This window comes from Nonomuraea sp. H19 (assembly GCF_052068215.1).
Taxonomy (GTDB): Bacteria; Actinomycetota; Actinomycetes; order Streptosporangiales; family Streptosporangiaceae; genus Nonomuraea.
Genome location: NZ_JBQHCV010000008.1, coordinates 242,929 through 258,866, shown reverse-complemented (window position 1 = coordinate 258,866; position 15,938 = coordinate 242,929). Strand labels below are relative to the sequence as shown.

Sequence of the window (15,938 nt, the reverse complement as noted above, 5' to 3'; positions counted from 1 at the left end):
CCTGGGCGGGCGGGACCTTGAGGCTGTCGGCCATGCGAACCTATGGACAGCTTCTGCGGACGCCCGAGTTCACGCCGCTCTTCGTGGCGACGTCCGCGCAGGTGGCGGCCTCAACGGTGAGCGGTCTGGCGTTGGGCGTGCTCGTCTATGGGGCGACGCGTTCGCCGCTGCTCGCCGCGCTGAGCATGTTCGGACCGTCCCTGGCGCAGGTGATCGGGGCGACGGCGTTGCTGTCGGCCGCTGACCGGCTGCCGCCCCGGGCCGCGCTGACCGGCATCGCGCTGGCCTTCGGCCTGGGCACCGCCGTGCTGGCCGCGCCGGGGCTGCCGGTGTGGGCGGTCTTCGCGGTCGTGCTGGGGCTCGGGGTGGTCGCCTCGCTGGGCGGCGGGGTGAAGTGGGGGCTGCTCAACGAGATCCTGCCGCGAAACGGATACCTGCTGGGCCGGTCGGTGATGAACATGACTGTGGGCGCCCTGCAGATCTGCGGGTTCGCGGCCGGCGGTGTACTGGTGGCCGGGCTGTCTGCGCGCGGCACTCTGCTCGTCAGCGCCGCGCTCTACCTCGCCGAGGCGGCCATCATCCGGTGGGGGCTCAGCGACAGGCCGCCGCGGGCCACTGGGCGGCCGTCGGCCGCCGCGACCTGGCGGACGAACGCGCGGCTGTGGTCGTCCGCGCCTCGCCGCTACGTGTACCTCGCGCTGTGGGTACCCAACGGGTTGATCGTCGGCTGCGAGTCGCTCTTCGTCCCCTACGCGCCTGAGCACGCGGGGCTGCTGTTCGCCGTGGCGGCTGCGGGCATGCTGGCGGGGGACACGCTGGTGGGCCGGTTCATCCCGGCCGAGTGGCGGGGACGGCTCGGCGCCCCGTTGCGCCTGCTGCTGGCCATACCGTATCTGGTCTTCGCGCTGGAGCCCGGTGTTCCTGTGGCGGCGGTGGCCATCGCGCTGGCGTCGGCCGGGTACGCGGCGAGCCTGTTGCTGCAGGAGCGTCTGATGACCCTGACGCCGGAGGAGATGAGCGGGCACGCCCTGGGGCTGCACTCCTCGGGCATGCTCACCATGCAGGGCGTGGGCGCCGCGCTCGCGGGGGCGGTCGCGCAGGTCACATCGGCGACGACGGCCATGGCGGTGATGGCGGCACTGTCCGTGGCGGTCACGCTGGCCCTGGCCGATGGATTACGGTCTTAGCCGCAATGGTGGTGATGGCTCAGCATGAGGACCCCTGATCACCGATCGGCTGTCGCGTTCGGCGTCATCGGCGCCGTCGCCATCAGTTCAAAGGAAGAGGCAGAAAGGATGCCCATCGGGATCCAGCAGCACCCGGACATCGTCCTGCGGCTGGAACTCGGCCGGCACCGCACCGCAAGCCACCGCCCACTCCACGGCCGCAGGCAGGTCGTCGACCTCGATGTCGAGATGTTGTGAGGCAGTCTGCTTCCCCGCGACGCTCGGCCACACCGGGCGGGCATAGCAGTGCTCGTACTCGAAGTTCAGGGTCGCAGCAGTCATATGCTCGGGTGGCCGAATCTGCGCCCAGCCCGCCTCGGCGGGCTCGCCCGGCGCCGGCCCTTCTTCCGCCGTCACGGGCAGCCCCAGCATTTGTGAGTAGAAGCGCGCGAGTTCACGCGGTTGCGATGTTCCTATCGTCACGGAGTTCACCCGAAGACGGGGCGGCATCGTGAGGCTCCCTTCGCACGCGACGCGTCGCCGCGGACACAGCTCAACTACGTGAGCAGCCTACTTTCGATCAACGCAGCCTGCGCCCGGCCTGATCATGAATGCACGCCCGCGCCGTCGAGCAGGGCACCGGCCGTCGCGACGGCGAGGCCGTCGAGTCCCCGCGCCTGCACGACCGCCCGCGCACTGATGACGAGACGGCTTCAGGGGCAGGCCGGGGGTCCTGTCGTGATTCGCCGTGGGCTCGATCGTGTCCGACCCGCGCCGGAGCGACGGGCCGTCTTCCGAAGCAATCCATGCTCGTCGGACACGCCCGAGCGATCAGCGAGAGGACCGCTCGGGGTGGGGTCCCGTGGTGAAGCACGTAGTGAGGCAACGGGTGGTGGCCGGAGCGGCCTCCTGCGAGCCCGCGGCCTACGACAGCGCGCGGGCGGCGTGGATCAGAGGAACGTGGCTGAAGGCCTGGGGGAAGTTGCCGACCATGCGGCCGTAGCGTGGGTCGTATTCCTCCGCCAGCAACCCCACATCGTTCCGCAACGCCAGCAGCCGCTTGAACAGGTCCTGCGCCTCCTCCTTCCGCCCCTGCATCGCCATGACCTCCGCCAGCCAGAAACTGCACGCCAGAAAAGCGCCCTCTCCGCCCGGCAGCCCGTCCACGTCGTTGTCCTCCGCGATCGGGTAGCGCAGCACGAACCCGTCCGCCATGAGCTCCTTCTCGATCGCGGCCACCGTCCCCTCCACCCGGGGGTCGTCGATGGGCAGGAACCCGACGACGGGGATCATCAGCAGGGCCGCGTCCAGCTCCGACGAGCCGTACGACTGGGTGAAGGTGTTGCGGTGCGGGTCGTAGCCCTTCTCGCAGATCTCCGCGTGGACGATGTCCCGCAGCCTCCGCCATTTGTCCACGGGCCCGGTACGCCCGTGCTGCTCGACGTACTTGACCGCCCGGTCGAGCGCCGCCCAGCACATCACCTTCGAATGCACGAAATGCCGCCGCGGCCCCCGCACCTCCCACAGCCCCTCGTCGGGCTCGTCCCAGTGGTCGGCCACGTAGTCGAGGAGCTCGCGCTGGATGGTCCACGCCCGGTCGTCGGCCGCGAGCCCGCGGGTGCGTGACACGTACAGGCAGTTCATCACCTCCCCGTACACGTCGAGCTGCAGCTGCTTGACCGCCTCGTTCCCGATGCGCACCGGGCGCGAGTCCTCGTAGCCGTCGAGCCAGTCCAGCCGCAGTTCGGGAAGCCGGCGTTCGCCCGCGACGCCGTACATGATCTGCAGGTCCTGCGGCCGTCCGGCGATCGCCCGCAGCAGCCACGAACGCCAGTCCGCCGCCTCCTCCAGGTATCCCGACGAGATCAGCGCGTCGAGCGTCATCGTCGCGTCCCGCAGCCAGCAGAACCGGTAGTCCCAGTTGCGCACCCCGCCCAGGTCCTCGGGCAGGGACGTGGTGGGGGCGGCCACGATGCCGCCCGTCGGCGCGTACGTGAGCGCCTTCAGCGTGATCAGCGACCGGACCACAGCCTCCCGGTACGGCCCGTCATAGGTGCATCTGGACACCCAGTCCGCCCAGAAGGCCTCGGTCTCGTCGAGCTGGTCGTGGCTGTCGATCTGCGCCGGCATCGGCTCGTGCGACGGGTGCCACGTGAACACGAACGGCAGCCGATCTCCCTCCTTGACGGTGAACGTCGCCCGGTGGGCGTAGTCGCCGCCCTTCAGCGGCACGGGGGAGTGCAGCCACACAGAGTCGGGCCCGCCGATCGCCTGCAGGTGCCCGTTGCTGCGGCGCACCCACGGCACGATCCTGCCGTAGTCGAAGCGGACCCTGAGCTGCGTGGACACCTCCACCGTCCCGGAGACGCCCTCGACGATGCGCACGACGTCGGGGTTGCGGTCGCGGGGCGGCATGAAGTCGATCACGCGGACGGTGCCCGTGGGGGTGTCCCACTCGCTCTCCAGGATGAGCGTGTCCGGGCGATAGCGGCGCCGGTCGGCGGGTTTGCGGCCCGTGGGCCCGAGCCACCAGTGTCCGTTGCGTTCGCTGCCGAGCAGTGCGGCGAAGCATGAGGGGGAGTCGAACCTGGGCAGGCAGAGCCAGTCGATCGAACCGTCCCTGGCCACCAGCGCGGCCGACTGCATGTCTCCGATCAGGGCGTAATCCTCGATCCGCATGCCTAGACGCTACTCGCAGCAAGGGCGATCCCGGGCCGGGTCCGGGCACGTCGCGTCATGTCCGGCCCCGGCCACGGGATCACGTCAGGGGGAACCAGCGGGTGAACAGCTGCGTCAGCGGGCCGATGGCCAGCGCGAACACCAGCGTCCCTATCCCGACCGTCCCGCCGAGCAGCCAGCCCGCGGCCAGCACGGTGATCTCGATCAGGAACCGGCCCAGCCGCACCGACAGCCCGAGCCGCACCAGCCCCGTCATGATGCCGTCCCGAGGTCCCGGGCCCATGCCGGCGCCGATGTACAGGACCGTGGCCAGCGCGATCGCGACGACGCCCAGCGCCACGTACGAAGCCTGGAATCCCAGGTGCGACGGCGCGGGCAGCAGGAAGATCGCGGCGTCGGCGAAGAGCCCCAGGAACACCACGTTGCTGATCGTGCCGACGCCGGGCTTCTGCTTCAGCGGGATCCACAGCAGCATCACCAGCGCGCCCACGCCGATGATGACCGTCCCGATCGACACGTCCATCCTGAGCCCCAAGCCCTGGTGGAACACGTCCCACGGGTCGTTGCCCAGCCCGGACTCCACCTGGAGCCCGATGCCGAGGCCGTACAGTGCCAGCCCGCCGTACAACCGGACGAGCCGGGCGGGAAGGGAACTCACTCTGGGGACGGTCGCTTCGCTCATAGTGGCCTCAGAGTGGCAGGGCTTCGGTTTGCCAAACCAGGGCCAATCGCGAAAAGTGGCCTTATGAGGCATATGTCGGCAGTTCAGGTGGCCCGGCTCGTCAAGGTCGATCCCGCCGCACGCCCGTACTACCGCGCGCTCGCGGACGGCGTACGCGCTCTGATCATGGACGGCCAGCTCCCGGTACGCGTCCGCATGCCCGCCGAACGCCACCTGGCCGAAACGCTCAAGGTCAGCCGCACCACCGTGACGTCGGCGTACGACCTGCTGCGCGAGCGCGGCTACCTGGAGAGCCGGCAGGGCTCGGGAAGCTGGACGGCCCTGCCCGACCCGGCCACGACGGCGGACAACCCGTGGCTCAGCACCGACGGCGACGGGCTCATCCAGCTCCACTGCGCCGCCCCGCCCGCGCCCTCCGCCCTCCAGGCGGCGATGCTGGAGGCCGTCGAGGACCTGCCCCGGTACGGCATGGGCAACGGCTACGACCCCATGGGCCTGCCGCAGCTCAGGGAGCGCATCGCCGCCCGCTACACCGCCAGGGGAGTGGCCACCAGGCCCGAGCAGATCGTCGTCACCACCGGCTCCCAGCACGCCATCCAGCTCGTGACCGGCCTGCTCATCGGCGCGGGCGATCCGGTGCTCGTGGAGTCGCCGACGTACCCGCACGCCATCGACGCGGCCCGGCAGCGCGCGGCGCGGATCGTCCCGGTCGGGATCTCCCACGAGGGCTGGCAGGCGGACCTGGTGATCGGGGCCATGCGCCAGTCAGGAGTACGCCTGGCCTACCTCATGCCCGACTTCCAGAACCCGACGGGCGCCCTCATGGACGACGCCACGCGCGCCGCCATCGTCGGCGCGGCCCGGCGTACGGACACGCTGCTGCTGGTCGACGAGACCTGGTCGGAGCTGGCGCTGGACGAGGTGCCGCGGACGGCGCCCATGGCGGCGTTCGACACCGACAGCCGCGTGATCAGCATCGGGTCGGCGTCCAAGCTGTGGTGGGGCGGCCTGCGCATCGGCTGGATCCGCGCCACCGCCGCGCTGGCCCGCCGCCTGGCCATGCACCGCTCCGCCGTGGACATCGCCAGCCCGGTGATGGAGCAGCTCGTGGTGTCGCGGCTGTTCGACCGGCTGGAGGAGACCCGGGCCGAGCGCTGCCGCGCGCTGCGGGCCTCGCGCGAGGCACTGGTGTCGGGGCTGCGCGAGCACCTGCCGGAGTGGACGTTCACGGTGCCGCGCGGCGGCGGCACGCTCTGGGTATGCCTGAACGCCCCCAAATCCGGCACTGCACTGAACGCGCCCGGGTCCGGCACTGCACCGAACGCGCCCGGGTCCGGCACTGCACCGAACGCGCCCGGGTCCGGCACTGCACCGAACGCGCCCGGGTCCGGCACTGCACCGAACGCGCCCGGGTCCGGCACTGCACCGAACGCGCCCGGGTCCGGCACTGCACCGAACGCGCCCGGGTCCGGCACTGCACCGAACGCGCCCGGGTCCGGCGCCACGTCTCTGACCGAGGCGGCGGCCGGGCATGGTGTGCGCCTCGCGCCCGGCCCCTGGTTCGGCCTCGAAGGGACCCTCGAAGGGTATGTGCGCCTGCCGTACACCCTGCCGCCCCAGGTCCTGACGGACGCGGTACGCCGCATCCGCGCCGCCCGCGACCACGGGCCCCTCGCGACGGGCCGTCCCGCGGACTCGCTCATCACGATGGTGTGAGCGAATGGATCCCGGCCGCCGCACGACGGCCGCACGCGCTCCGCGGCTCGGCACAGGTCACTCGCCGACGCCCCGGGCCAGCGGCGCCCGCCATTTGCGGCGCATCGCCAGGATCCGCAGCCCGAACGCCAGCACCGCCGCCGCCAGCGTCGCAGGCCACCCGTGCAGCCCGAACCACGACAAAGCCGCCATCGCCGCCGACCCCAGCATGGCCGGCACGGCATACAGCTGCCGGTCGTAGAGCAGCGTCGGGATCTCCCCGGCCAGCACGTCCCGCAGCATCCCCCCACCGACCGCCGTCGTGACCCCCAGCAGGGCGGCGTGCAGCGGGCTCAGCCCGTACTCCAGCGCCTTCTCCGTCCCCACCGCGCAGAACAGCCCCAGCCCGGCCGCGTCCAGCACGAGGATGGCCGGCATCACCCGGGCCACGTGCGGATGCCAGAAGAACACGATCACCGTCGCCGCCACCGGCACCAGGACGTAGCCGACGCTCTCGAAGGCAGCGGGGCGCACGTTGAGGATCAGATCCCGTACGACGCCGCCGCCCAGGGCGGTCATCTCGGCCAGGACCCCCATCCCGACCACGTCGAGCCGCTTGCGCACGCCCATGAGGGCACCGGAGAGGGCGAAGACGAAGATTCCGACCAGGTCCAGGAGTTGCGACACCAGCCATGTCTACCGGATCGGCGGCGTGGCGCCCGCATGGTGGTGCTCGGCCATCAGCACCCGCAGCCGTCGCGTGAACATCAGCAGCGCCAGCCCCGCCACGATCGCCAGGACCGCCAGCACCAGGTAGTACGCGGGCTCCGACAGCACCCGGTTGAGCCGCCCCGTCTGCCCGCCGACCGCGTCACCCACCGACACCGCGATGAACCACACCCCGAGCATCTGCCCCTTGAACGCCTCGGGCGCCAGCTTCACCGTCACCGACAACCCGACCGGGCTGAGCGACAGCTCGCCGAACACCTGGATCAGGTAGACCAGCACCAGCCACCACACCGACACCCTGCCCGTCCCCGCCAGCCCGGCCGCGACCGCCATGACCACGAAGCTCAGCCCCACCGTGACCAGCGCGAACGCGAACTTCTGCGGCGTGCTCACCCGCGTGCCCAGCCGCACCCACAGCGCCGCGAACACCGGCACGAAGATCATGATGAACAGCGGGTTGAACGACTGCGTCGTGGCCGCCTGGATCGGGATGCCGAACAACGACAGCTCGGTGTGATCGCGGGCGAAGAACAGCAGCTTGCTCGGCGCCAGGTCATAGATCATCCAGAAGACGGCCGCGGCCACGAACAGCCAGATGTAGGCCTTCATCCGATCGCGCTCGTCCTCGGTGAGGTTGTGGCTGCCCATCATGATGTAGGCGAAGTACCCGACGGGCACGATCAGCACGATCACGGTGATCACGATGGTGAGCCGGTCGATGGTCAGCGTGCCCGTCGCGGCCCAGAGCCCCATCGCCATCGCCGCCGTCGCCACGCCGAGGGCCAGCAGGGTGCCGAAGCGGCGGCGTTCCACCGGGGTCAGGCGGTGGCCGGGCCGCTCGCCGACGCCGCGCAGGGCCCGGCCGCCCCACACGTACTGGGTCAGGCCGAGCGCCATGCCGACCGCGGCCGCGCTGAAGCCCAGGTGCCAGCGGTCGCCGGTGGCCAGCCAGCCGACCACGATGGGCGCGATGAACGCGCCGAGGTTGACGCCCAGGTAGAACAGCGAGAACCCGGCGTCCCTGCGCCCGTCCTCGTCCTCGCGGTAGAGCCCGCCGACCATGACGGAGATGTTCGGCTTGAGCAACCCGGTGCCGGTGATGATCAGCAGCAGGCCCAGCCAGACGAAGACCGGCGACACCACCGGGATCGCCATGCTGATGTGCCCCAGCATGATGACGAACCCGCCCCAGAACACCGACCTGCGCGCCCCCAGGATCCGGTCGGCGATCCACCCGCCGGGCAGCGCCACCAGGTAGATGAGCGCGCCGTAGACGCCCACGACCGCCTGCGCCGTCTCCTCCGACATGCCCAGACCCCGGTGCGCGGGCGAGGCCGCCATGAACGTGGCCAGGATCGCGCGCAGCCCGTACCAGCTGAACCGCTCCCACATCTCGGTCCCGAACAGCGTGGCCAGGCCCCAAGGATGCCCGAAGAACGTTCTTTCCCGGCCAGTCATGGACGACCCCCGATCAGCATCGCGCATCCGAGGGATGCAGCTCTTCCTCCAGAAGGTCTTGCCGCTACCCGGCGGGTGTGGTGCGATGCATGCCACTCATGCAAGTGAACGCTGACTGGAGGCGCGCGCCATGGCCGAAGTCCTCGAGGTCCGGGCCAAGATCGAGCGGCAGATCGCCGGTCGTACGATCTGCGGGCAGCTCAAACAGGCGGCCGAGCAGCATCCCGACGCACCCGCCTATTCCGATCCCGACGGCGACGGCTGGCGCACGCTGACCTACGCGCAGGCGCGGCAGCGGGTCCTGGAGATCGCCGCCGCCTTCGCCGAGCTCGGGCTCCAGCCCGGCGAGTCCGTGGCGCTCATGATGATCAACCGCAGTGAGCACGTGCTGGCCGACCTGGGCGCGGTGCACGCGGGCGGCGTCGGCTGCACCGTCTACTCGACGTTCGCCCCCGACCAGATCGCCTTCGTGGCCGGCGACGTGGCAGCCAAATACGTCGTGCTCGGCGGCCCCGCGGAGCTGGCCCGCTGGCAGCCCGTGCTCGACCGGCTGGACACGCTCCGCAAGATCATCATGCTGGAGGGGGCGCCCGCGGGCGACGAGCGGTTCATGACGTGGGCGGACTTCCTGGAGCTCGGCCGCGCCCGGCTGGCCGCGGATCCGGACCAGGTCGAGGCCCGCTGGCGCGCCGTCACCCCCGGCGACATGGTCACCGTCCTCTACACCTCCGGCACCACCGGCATGCCCAAGGGCGTCCCGCTCACCCACACCAACGTCCTCTACGAGGTCGCGGCCACCGACCGGCTCACCTCGCTGCCCATGCGCGGCACGCAGATCTCCTATCTGACGTACGCGCACATCGCCGAGCGGATCCTCAGCCTCTACCTGCCGCTGGTCAAGGCCTCCCACGTGCACTTCTGCACCGACCTGGCCAACCTGGGGGCCACGCTTGGGCAGGTCAAGCCGATGATGTTCTTCGGCGTGCCGCGCGTGTGGGAGAAGATGATGGGCCGCCTGCTCGCCGTCCTCGCCACCCAGCCGGAAGAGCAACAGGCCGCCGTGCGCGAGGCCATGAAGGCGGGTTTGGCCTACGTCCGCGCCGGCCAGTACGGCGGCACGATCACCCCCGAGATCCAGGCCGCCTACGACCAGGCCGACGCCTCCCTGCTGGCGCTCATCCGCGGCATGATCGGCTTCGACCGCGCCGAGTGGACCGCCACGGGCGCCGCGCCGCTCCCCGACGAGGTGCAGAACTTCTTCGCCGGCCTCGGGCTCAAGGTCATCGACGTGTACGGCATGACGGAGACGACCGGCGCCTTCACCGGCAACAGCCCCGCCTGCTACCGCCTGGGCACCGTGGGCAGGGCCGAGCCCGGCGTCGAGATCCGCATCGCCGAGGACGGCGAGCTCCTCACCCGCAGCCCGCTCAACACCAGCGGCTACCTCAACCGCCCCGAGGCCAGCGCGGAGCTCGTCGACGCGGACGGCTGGCTGCGCACCGGCGACATCGGCACCGTCGACGAGGACGGCTTCTACCGGGTGGTGGACCGCAAGAAGGAGCTCATCATCACCGCAGGCGGCGAGAACATCTCACCGGCCGAGATCGAGAACCACCTCAAGCAGCACCCGCTGATCGGCCAGGCGCTCGCCTACGGCGACCGGCGGCCGCATCCGGTGGCCGTGCTGACGCTCGACGCCGAGGTGGCGCCCGGCTGGGCGCAGGCGCGCGGCATCGCCTGCGCCTCACTCGCCGAGCTGGCCGAGCATCCCGAGGTGCTCAAGGAGGTCGACTCGGCGGTGGAGGCGGCCAACGCCAAGCTGGCCAGGGTGCAGCAGGTGAAGCGGTGGGCGCTGCTTGGCACCGAATGGACCGCCGAGACCGAGGAGCTCACCCCGAGCCTGAAGCTCAAGAGGCGGATCATTCACGCCAAGTACGCCGACGTCATCGACGGGCTGTACTTGGGCTGATCCCGGCTTTGCCATTCGGGGCGTGTGTTGTGGTCCTGGCCATTACCGGCTGGTTCCTACCGTCTCGATCATGACCAGAAGCCTTCTTCTCGTCTCGCTCGCTGCGGGGTCGCTCACGGCGTCCGCGCCTTCGTCCTCCGCCGCGAGCGAGCTCGCCATTCGAGCCATCACCGTACGTCCCGCGGCACCCGTGGTGGGTGCGGACGACTCCGTACGCCTGGTGATCGATGTGATCGCCAAGGGGGCACGAGGCAGGGACGGCCTCACCGTCAAGGTCGAACCCGGCGCGCCGCCCGGCCCCGTGCTGAGCTCCGAGCCGCCCGCGCCCCAGCTCCCGCCCACGCCGGCCCGGTCCGCCGGCCCGACACCGGAACCGTCGCCGTCACCCGTGTCGTCACTGGCAACGTCGCCCTCGCCCACGCCCCCGGCGTCACCCTCCTCGTCGCCGAACTCCGCGGCACCGCCGAACTCCGCGGCACCGCGGGTCTCGGCGTCTCCGTCGATCTCCACGTCACCGTTCATCCTCGTTCCCCTCACCCCGTCACGCAGCGCGGCCGCCTCCCCTGACCAGCCGGCGCAACCGCTCCAGAGCTCCCCGGAGACGGCCCAGCGCGCGGCGCCCGCGGTCCAGGAGACGGCGCCGGTGGCCGCGGCCCGGGGCCCCGAAGCCGGCGTACTGCCCCGCATCGTCCCCGTCCTGCCCTGGTGGAGCGTATGGCGCATGGCGGCGCCCGCTCCGGCCCGGATGGCCGGAGGCTGGCAGACCTGGCGCTTCCTCCCTGACAAGAGGCTGAACCGCTACTACCCCACAGGCACCTGGACCGTCACCGCCACCGCGAAGGGCGAGGGCGGAAGGACAGTGACGGCATACGCCTCGTTCCAGCTCAAGCGGCAGGCCAAGCTCGCGTCGGTGCAGGTGGACAAGGCCAAAGGCGGGGTACGGTTGCGCGGCTCGCTGACCAGGGTCGACCCAAGAGGCCTGACCGCCTACGGCCCGTTCGGCAACCAGCCGCTCGAGATCCTCTGGCGCACGGATTCGGCCGTCGCCTGGGAGCGGGTCGGTGAGACGACGACGGACGCCTCGGGCGGGTTCGTGAGCACGGTCCCGGCGCGTACGGGCGGCTATTGGCGCGTCCGTTACCCAGGAACGGCGCACTACTCCCAGGACGTATCGAAATCCCGACAAATAACTCAATAACGTACTAAAGATGGCCGTCCACCGAAACGGCGTTGCGAAATCGTGATATATCCTGTCGCAACTTTTCCTTACCCTTACGCGTCATTGGCTGATGACGTACCCCGGCTTGGGGTGCGTCTGAGACGGGGAAGGAAACTCACTTGAAGATGCGACGTCTCGCCGCCGGCCTGGCGGCTGCCGCTCTGGGCGCCACGGTGGTGGCGACCGCGGCCTCACCCGCGCTCGCGGACGAACCGCGACCCGCGATCGCGGACGGCCCGAGCCTCGACCCCGACTTCGGGGGCGGCCACACGAGCCTGCAGTTCGACGCGAACCCCGAGCCCGCCTGGCGCGGCAGGCCGATCACCCTCGAGGGCAAGCTCTCCGTGCAGTGCGACGAGGACTACATCAGCGGCTTCGTCTCGGTGCACCACGCCGACTACTGCAAGGACACGGAGCGCTGGCACCGGCTCGGCTGGAAGCGGATCGTGATCCTCTTCCAGCCGGACGGCAGCGGCAAGTGGGAGTACGTGGACACCATCAGGACCAGCCGCAAGGGCTACTTCCACACCAAGGTGCCCGCCCGCACGTCCGGCACGTGGCGCGCGGTCTTCGAGGGAGCCAAGTGGCTGGCCCCCTCGGAGGGCACTGACTGGGTCAAGGTCATCGGCCACCGCCGCTAGCACCATCCGGACGCCCGGCCCACTTGCGGCCGGGCGTCCGGCATGTCCAGGGTCAGTACGACACCGCGACCTGGACGCGGTGATGTGCCGGGTCGTCGGCCTCGTCCACCACCGCCACCGCCAGGTCCGCGAAGGAGAACACCGGATCCCCCTCGGCGGAAGGCGGCACCTGCCCGCCCCCGAACCGGTACCGCCCGGTTCTGGCCGCCGAGTCGTCGAGGAACACGGGCGGCGGCGCGAGCACCACCCAGTCGAGCCCTGACTCCTCGAACACCTCCAGCTCCGCCGCGTGACCCAGCGAGAACGCCCGTGCGTCCGCGGGAAACCCCGGTGTGTCCACCAGCCGGACCCCCGGCGAGACCTCCAGCAGGCTGCCGATGCCGACCGCCACCAGCCGGGACACCCCGGCCCGCGCCAGCCCTTCGGTCAGGGCGCGGGCGGCCGCCGTGTAGAACTCCTCCGACGACATGTCCATCCGGGTCGCCGTCTGGATCGCCGCGTCGTGCCCGGCCGCCACCTCCGCCACGCTCCCGGCGTGGGTCACGTCACCGGCGACCACCTGTACCGAATCGCTCGCCAGATCCCCGTATTTCGCGGGATCCCGTACCACGGCCGTCACCGCGTGCCCGCGCTCGGCCGCCTCCGCGACCACCCGCGCCCCGGCCCGTCCGCCGGCCCCGAACACCACGATCTTGCTCATGCTCGCCCCTCGGTTCCCCGCAGCCGGGACCTCCCCGGCCACTGCGCCAGACGGTAGAGGGCAAGACCTCGCTTTCCGCAACGATAGTCACCTCCGCCGCAGGTAGCGGAGTTTGCACCTACCATGTCCGGCATGGCCGTCCCGCTCGATCCGGAGATGTTCACCGGTTGCCCGCCCGTCGCCGCGCCGATCCGCATCGGCGACAAGTGGACCGCGAAGATCATCCGTTGCCTGGAGTCGGGGCCGCGGCGCTTCACCGAGCTCGAGAAGCCCCTGCGCGGCATCACCCCGAAGGTGCTCACCGCGTCCCTGCGTGCCATGGAACGCGACGGCCTGCTCACCCGCACCGCCTTCGACGAGATCCCGCCACGCGTCGAGTACGAGCTGACCGACCTCGGCCGCAGCCTGCTGGAGCCCATGAACGCGGGCTGCGAATGGTCGAGGAGGCATCTGGCCGAGCTGATGCGCGCCCGCGAGACCTGGCACGCGAGCGCCCCCTGACCCGAGAAGGAGGTCGCACTTGACCGGGCCGCGGCGGAATCGATCTAGGGTGGATGAGCGTTGTCGTGCGGTGTAGAGGCGGTTTTGGGAGCGGGCCGGCGCGCGTCGTAGGCTGGCCCCTGGCGGACGAACAGGAGGTGACGCCCCGTGTTGCGAGACTCGTTCGGACGGGTGGCGACGGATCTGCGGGTGTCCCTCACGGACAAGTGCAACCTGCGCTGTACGTACTGCATGCCGCCGGAAGGGCTCGACTGGCTGCCCAACGCGCAGCTCCTGACCGCCGATGAGATCGCGCGCCTGGTGGCCATCGGGGTCGAGCGCCTGGGCATCACCGAGGTCCGCTACACCGGCGGCGAGCCGCTCCTGAGGCGCGAGCTGGTCGACATCGTGGCCCGCACCACCGCGCTGGAGCCCCGGCCGCAGGTCTCGCTGACCACCAACGGGATCGGGCTGGCCCGCCTGGCCGAGCCGCTGGCCGCCGCCGGGCTCGATCGGGTCAACGTCTCGCTCGACACGCTCGACCGCGAAACGTTCAAGCGGCTCGCGCACCGCGACCGGCACGCCGACGTGATCGCCGGGCTGGCCGCCGCCGACGCGGCCGGTCTGCGCCCGGTCAAGGTCAACGCGGTGCTGATGCGCGGCGTCAACGACCACGAGGCCGTGCCGCTGCTGCGCTGGTGCCTTGACCAGGGCTACGAGCTGCGCTTCATCGAGCAGATGCCGCTCGACGCCCAGCACGGCTGGAGCCGCGACGAGATGGTCACCGCCGACGAGATCCTCGGCCTGCTGACCGCCGCGTTCGACCTGACGGCCGACGACCTGGAGGATCGCGGCAGCGCGCCCGCCGAGCGGTTCCTCGTGGACGGCGGCCCCGCCAGAGTCGGGGTGATCGGGTCGGTGACCCGCCCGTTCTGCGGCGCCTGTGACCGGGTCAGGCTCACCGCCGACGGCCAGGTGCGCAACTGCCTGTTCGCGACCGAGGAGTCCGACCTGAAGACCGCCATGCGCGCGGGCGCGTCCGATGACGAGCTGGCGGAGCGGTGGCTCGCGGCGGTGGCCCGCAAGCGCGCGGGGCACGGCATCGACGACCCGTCCTTCCTGCAGCCCGCCCGGCCGATGTCCGCCATCGGCGGCTGAGCGGCCCGCACATGGCCGCTGACGCGATGTCCCGGCCAGGAGCGGTCATGGGGCCGCCGACGCGGCGACCCCGGCCGGAGACGGACACAGGGCCCGCGAGGCAGCCGCTCGGGCCGAGGACGGACGTATGATCCACGAGGTGGCGCCCCAGGGCGAGATCGAGCGCAGGGCCTACGAGGCGGCCACGCAAGGCGAGATCGAGCGCAGGGCCTACGAGGCGGCCACCCAAGGCGAGATCGAGCGCAGGGCCTACGAGGCGGCCACCCAAGGCGAGATCGAGCGCAGGGTCTACGACGCGGTGATCCTGGCCGGGGGAGAGGCGCGGCGGCTGGGCGGCGCGGACAAGCCCGCCCTCACCGTCGGCGCCAGGTCCCTGGTGGAGAACGTCGTCGCCGCAGCCTCCGGCGCCCGCCGCACGATCGTCGTCGGCCCCGGCCGTGCCATCCCCGGAGTCGTGTTCACCCGCGAGGACCCGCCGCGCAGCGGCCCCGTGCCCGCGCTCGCGGCCGGCCTGGAGCACGTCACCGCCCCCTGGGTGGCGCTGCTCGCGGGCGACCTGCCCTTCCTGACGGCGGCGCATGTGACGGCCCTGGTCGCCGCCGCGGGACCGGCCGGCGGGGCGGTGATGGTGGACGACGGCGGTCGCGAGCAGTGGCTGGCCGGCGCGTGGCCGGCCGCCGCGCTGAAGGCGGCGCTCGGCTCGTACGCGGGACGCTCGCTCAAGGGCCTGCTCGGGCCGCTCGTCGCGGCACGCCTGGCGCTGCCCGGGCGGCCGTGGTTCGACTGCGACACAATGGACGATCTGGAGGTGGCTCGTATGAACGTGCTCAACGAATGGACCGCGCTGGCCTGCAAGGAGCTGGGCATCGACCCGGCCATGGTGGACCGGGACCAGATCCTCGACCTCACCAAGGAGGTCGCCCACGGCGTCGCCAGACCGGCCGCGCCGCTGACGGCGTACCTGCTCGGGCTGGCGCAGGGGGCCGGAAGCGCCCCCGAGGACGCTGTGGCGAGACTGACCACATTGGCGAAGAACTGGGGGCAGGCCACAGCCGAGACGCTGACCGACGACTGACACTCGAACGAACTCTTCAAGTCAAGTGCCTCGAACCTGAAGATTTCCTGTGAATAATGAGGCGCGGCGTGAGTGTAAACGATTTCGGGAAAGCAGTCCTATCCGACTGCGGGGCGCCGCCGTACTAGATCGTCCGGGGGGTCGGATTCCCTAGGAAAAGGGCGACGCCGGGTGGTTACGGGGGCAAACCACCCGGCGTCGCTTCATCGGCGTTCCGACGGGGGCCCGGAACGCCGGCACCAGCACTCCGACGGGGGACCGGAGCGCTTGGCTAAAGCGTACACCTA

General features: G+C 71.1%; 14 protein-coding genes. 8 read left to right on the top strand and 6 right to left on the bottom strand.

Annotated features, from left to right (window positions below):
- The first annotated feature begins 32 nt into the window (after positions 1-32).
- A complete protein-coding gene (locus tag ACTMTI_RS19875) occupies positions 33-1,187 on the top strand; it encodes an MFS transporter (protein ID WP_441121892.1) in 1,155 nt (384 codons plus the stop codon).
- An 87-nt stretch (positions 1,188-1,274) separates the two neighbouring features.
- On the opposite strand, the gene ACTMTI_RS19870 is transcribed toward ACTMTI_RS19875, so the two are convergent.
- From ACTMTI_RS19870 to yczE, 3 genes are all read right to left on the bottom strand, one after another.
- Positions 1,275-1,658: a VOC family protein gene (locus ACTMTI_RS19870; protein WP_441121891.1), complete on the bottom strand. Its 384-nt coding sequence runs from the start codon at positions 1,656-1,658 to the stop codon at positions 1,275-1,277.
- 432 nt (positions 1,659-2,090) lie between these two features.
- Positions 2,091-3,845, bottom strand: a complete 1,755-nt coding sequence (locus tag ACTMTI_RS19865; protein ID WP_441121890.1) for a glycoside hydrolase family 15 protein — start codon at positions 3,843-3,845, stop codon at positions 2,091-2,093.
- A gap of 79 nt (positions 3,846-3,924) precedes the next feature.
- The gene (gene yczE, locus ACTMTI_RS19860; protein WP_441121889.1) at positions 3,925-4,527 is read right to left on the bottom strand and encodes a membrane protein YczE; all 603 of its coding nucleotides are present in this window, start codon (positions 4,525-4,527) and stop codon (positions 3,925-3,927) included.
- 72 nt (positions 4,528-4,599) lie between these two features.
- On the opposite strand from yczE, the gene yczR reads away from it, so the two are divergent.
- Positions 4,600-6,243 (top strand): MocR-like transcription factor YczR, encoded by a 1,644-nt coding sequence (gene yczR / locus ACTMTI_RS19855; protein WP_441121888.1) that lies wholly within the window; start codon positions 4,600-4,602, stop codon positions 6,241-6,243.
- Between the two features lie 57 nt (positions 6,244-6,300).
- On the opposite strand, the gene ACTMTI_RS19850 is transcribed toward yczR, so the two are convergent.
- Positions 6,301-6,909 carry a trimeric intracellular cation channel family protein gene (locus tag ACTMTI_RS19850; protein WP_441121887.1) on the bottom strand — a complete coding sequence of 203 codons (609 nt, stop codon included), beginning with the start codon at positions 6,907-6,909 and terminating at the stop codon, positions 6,301-6,303.
- Between the two features lie 9 nt (positions 6,910-6,918).
- Positions 6,919-8,409 carry a peptide MFS transporter gene (locus ACTMTI_RS19845; RefSeq protein ID WP_441121886.1) on the bottom strand — a complete coding sequence of 497 codons (1,491 nt, stop codon included), beginning with the start codon at positions 8,407-8,409 and terminating at the stop codon, positions 6,919-6,921.
- 130 nt (positions 8,410-8,539) lie between these two features.
- Here ACTMTI_RS19845 and ACTMTI_RS19840 point away from each other — a divergent pair, with 130 nt between their 5' ends.
- The 3 genes from ACTMTI_RS19840 (at position 8,540) to ACTMTI_RS19830 (ending at position 12,238) form a co-directional block, all read left to right on the top strand.
- Positions 8,540-10,378 carry an AMP-dependent synthetase/ligase gene (locus tag ACTMTI_RS19840; RefSeq protein ID WP_441121885.1) on the top strand — a complete coding sequence of 613 codons (1,839 nt, stop codon included), beginning with the start codon at positions 8,540-8,542 and terminating at the stop codon, positions 10,376-10,378.
- A gap of 70 nt (positions 10,379-10,448) precedes the next feature.
- On the top strand, positions 10,449-11,576 hold the full coding sequence (locus ACTMTI_RS19835) for a hypothetical protein (protein ID WP_441121884.1): 1,128 nt from the start codon (positions 10,449-10,451) through the stop codon (positions 11,574-11,576).
- A 140-nt stretch (positions 11,577-11,716) separates the two neighbouring features.
- Complete coding sequence (locus tag ACTMTI_RS19830) at positions 11,717-12,238, top strand: hypothetical protein (RefSeq protein WP_441121883.1); 522 nt, start codon at positions 11,717-11,719, stop codon at positions 12,236-12,238.
- 52 nt (positions 12,239-12,290) lie between these two features.
- On the opposite strand, the gene ACTMTI_RS19825 is transcribed toward ACTMTI_RS19830, so the two are convergent.
- Positions 12,291-12,938 (bottom strand): NAD(P)-dependent oxidoreductase, encoded by a 648-nt coding sequence (locus tag ACTMTI_RS19825; RefSeq protein WP_441121882.1) that lies wholly within the window; start codon positions 12,936-12,938, stop codon positions 12,291-12,293.
- A gap of 132 nt (positions 12,939-13,070) precedes the next feature.
- Here ACTMTI_RS19825 and ACTMTI_RS19820 point away from each other — a divergent pair, with 132 nt between their 5' ends.
- The 3 genes from ACTMTI_RS19820 to ACTMTI_RS19810 all read left to right on the top strand — a co-directional run bounded on the left by ACTMTI_RS19820 (position 13,071) and on the right by ACTMTI_RS19810 (position 15,651).
- Positions 13,071-13,439: a winged helix-turn-helix transcriptional regulator gene (locus ACTMTI_RS19820; RefSeq protein ID WP_441121881.1), complete on the top strand. Its 369-nt coding sequence runs from the start codon at positions 13,071-13,073 to the stop codon at positions 13,437-13,439.
- 147 nt (positions 13,440-13,586) lie between these two features.
- Entirely contained in the window at positions 13,587-14,576 is a 990-nt protein-coding gene (gene moaA, locus ACTMTI_RS19815; protein ID WP_441121880.1) for a GTP 3',8-cyclase MoaA, read from the top strand.
- Positions 14,577-14,703: 127 nt separating this feature from the next.
- Positions 14,704-15,651, top strand: a complete 948-nt coding sequence (locus tag ACTMTI_RS19810; RefSeq protein ID WP_441121879.1) for an NTP transferase domain-containing protein — start codon at positions 14,704-14,706, stop codon at positions 15,649-15,651.
- Positions 15,652-15,938: the final 287 nt, after the last annotated feature.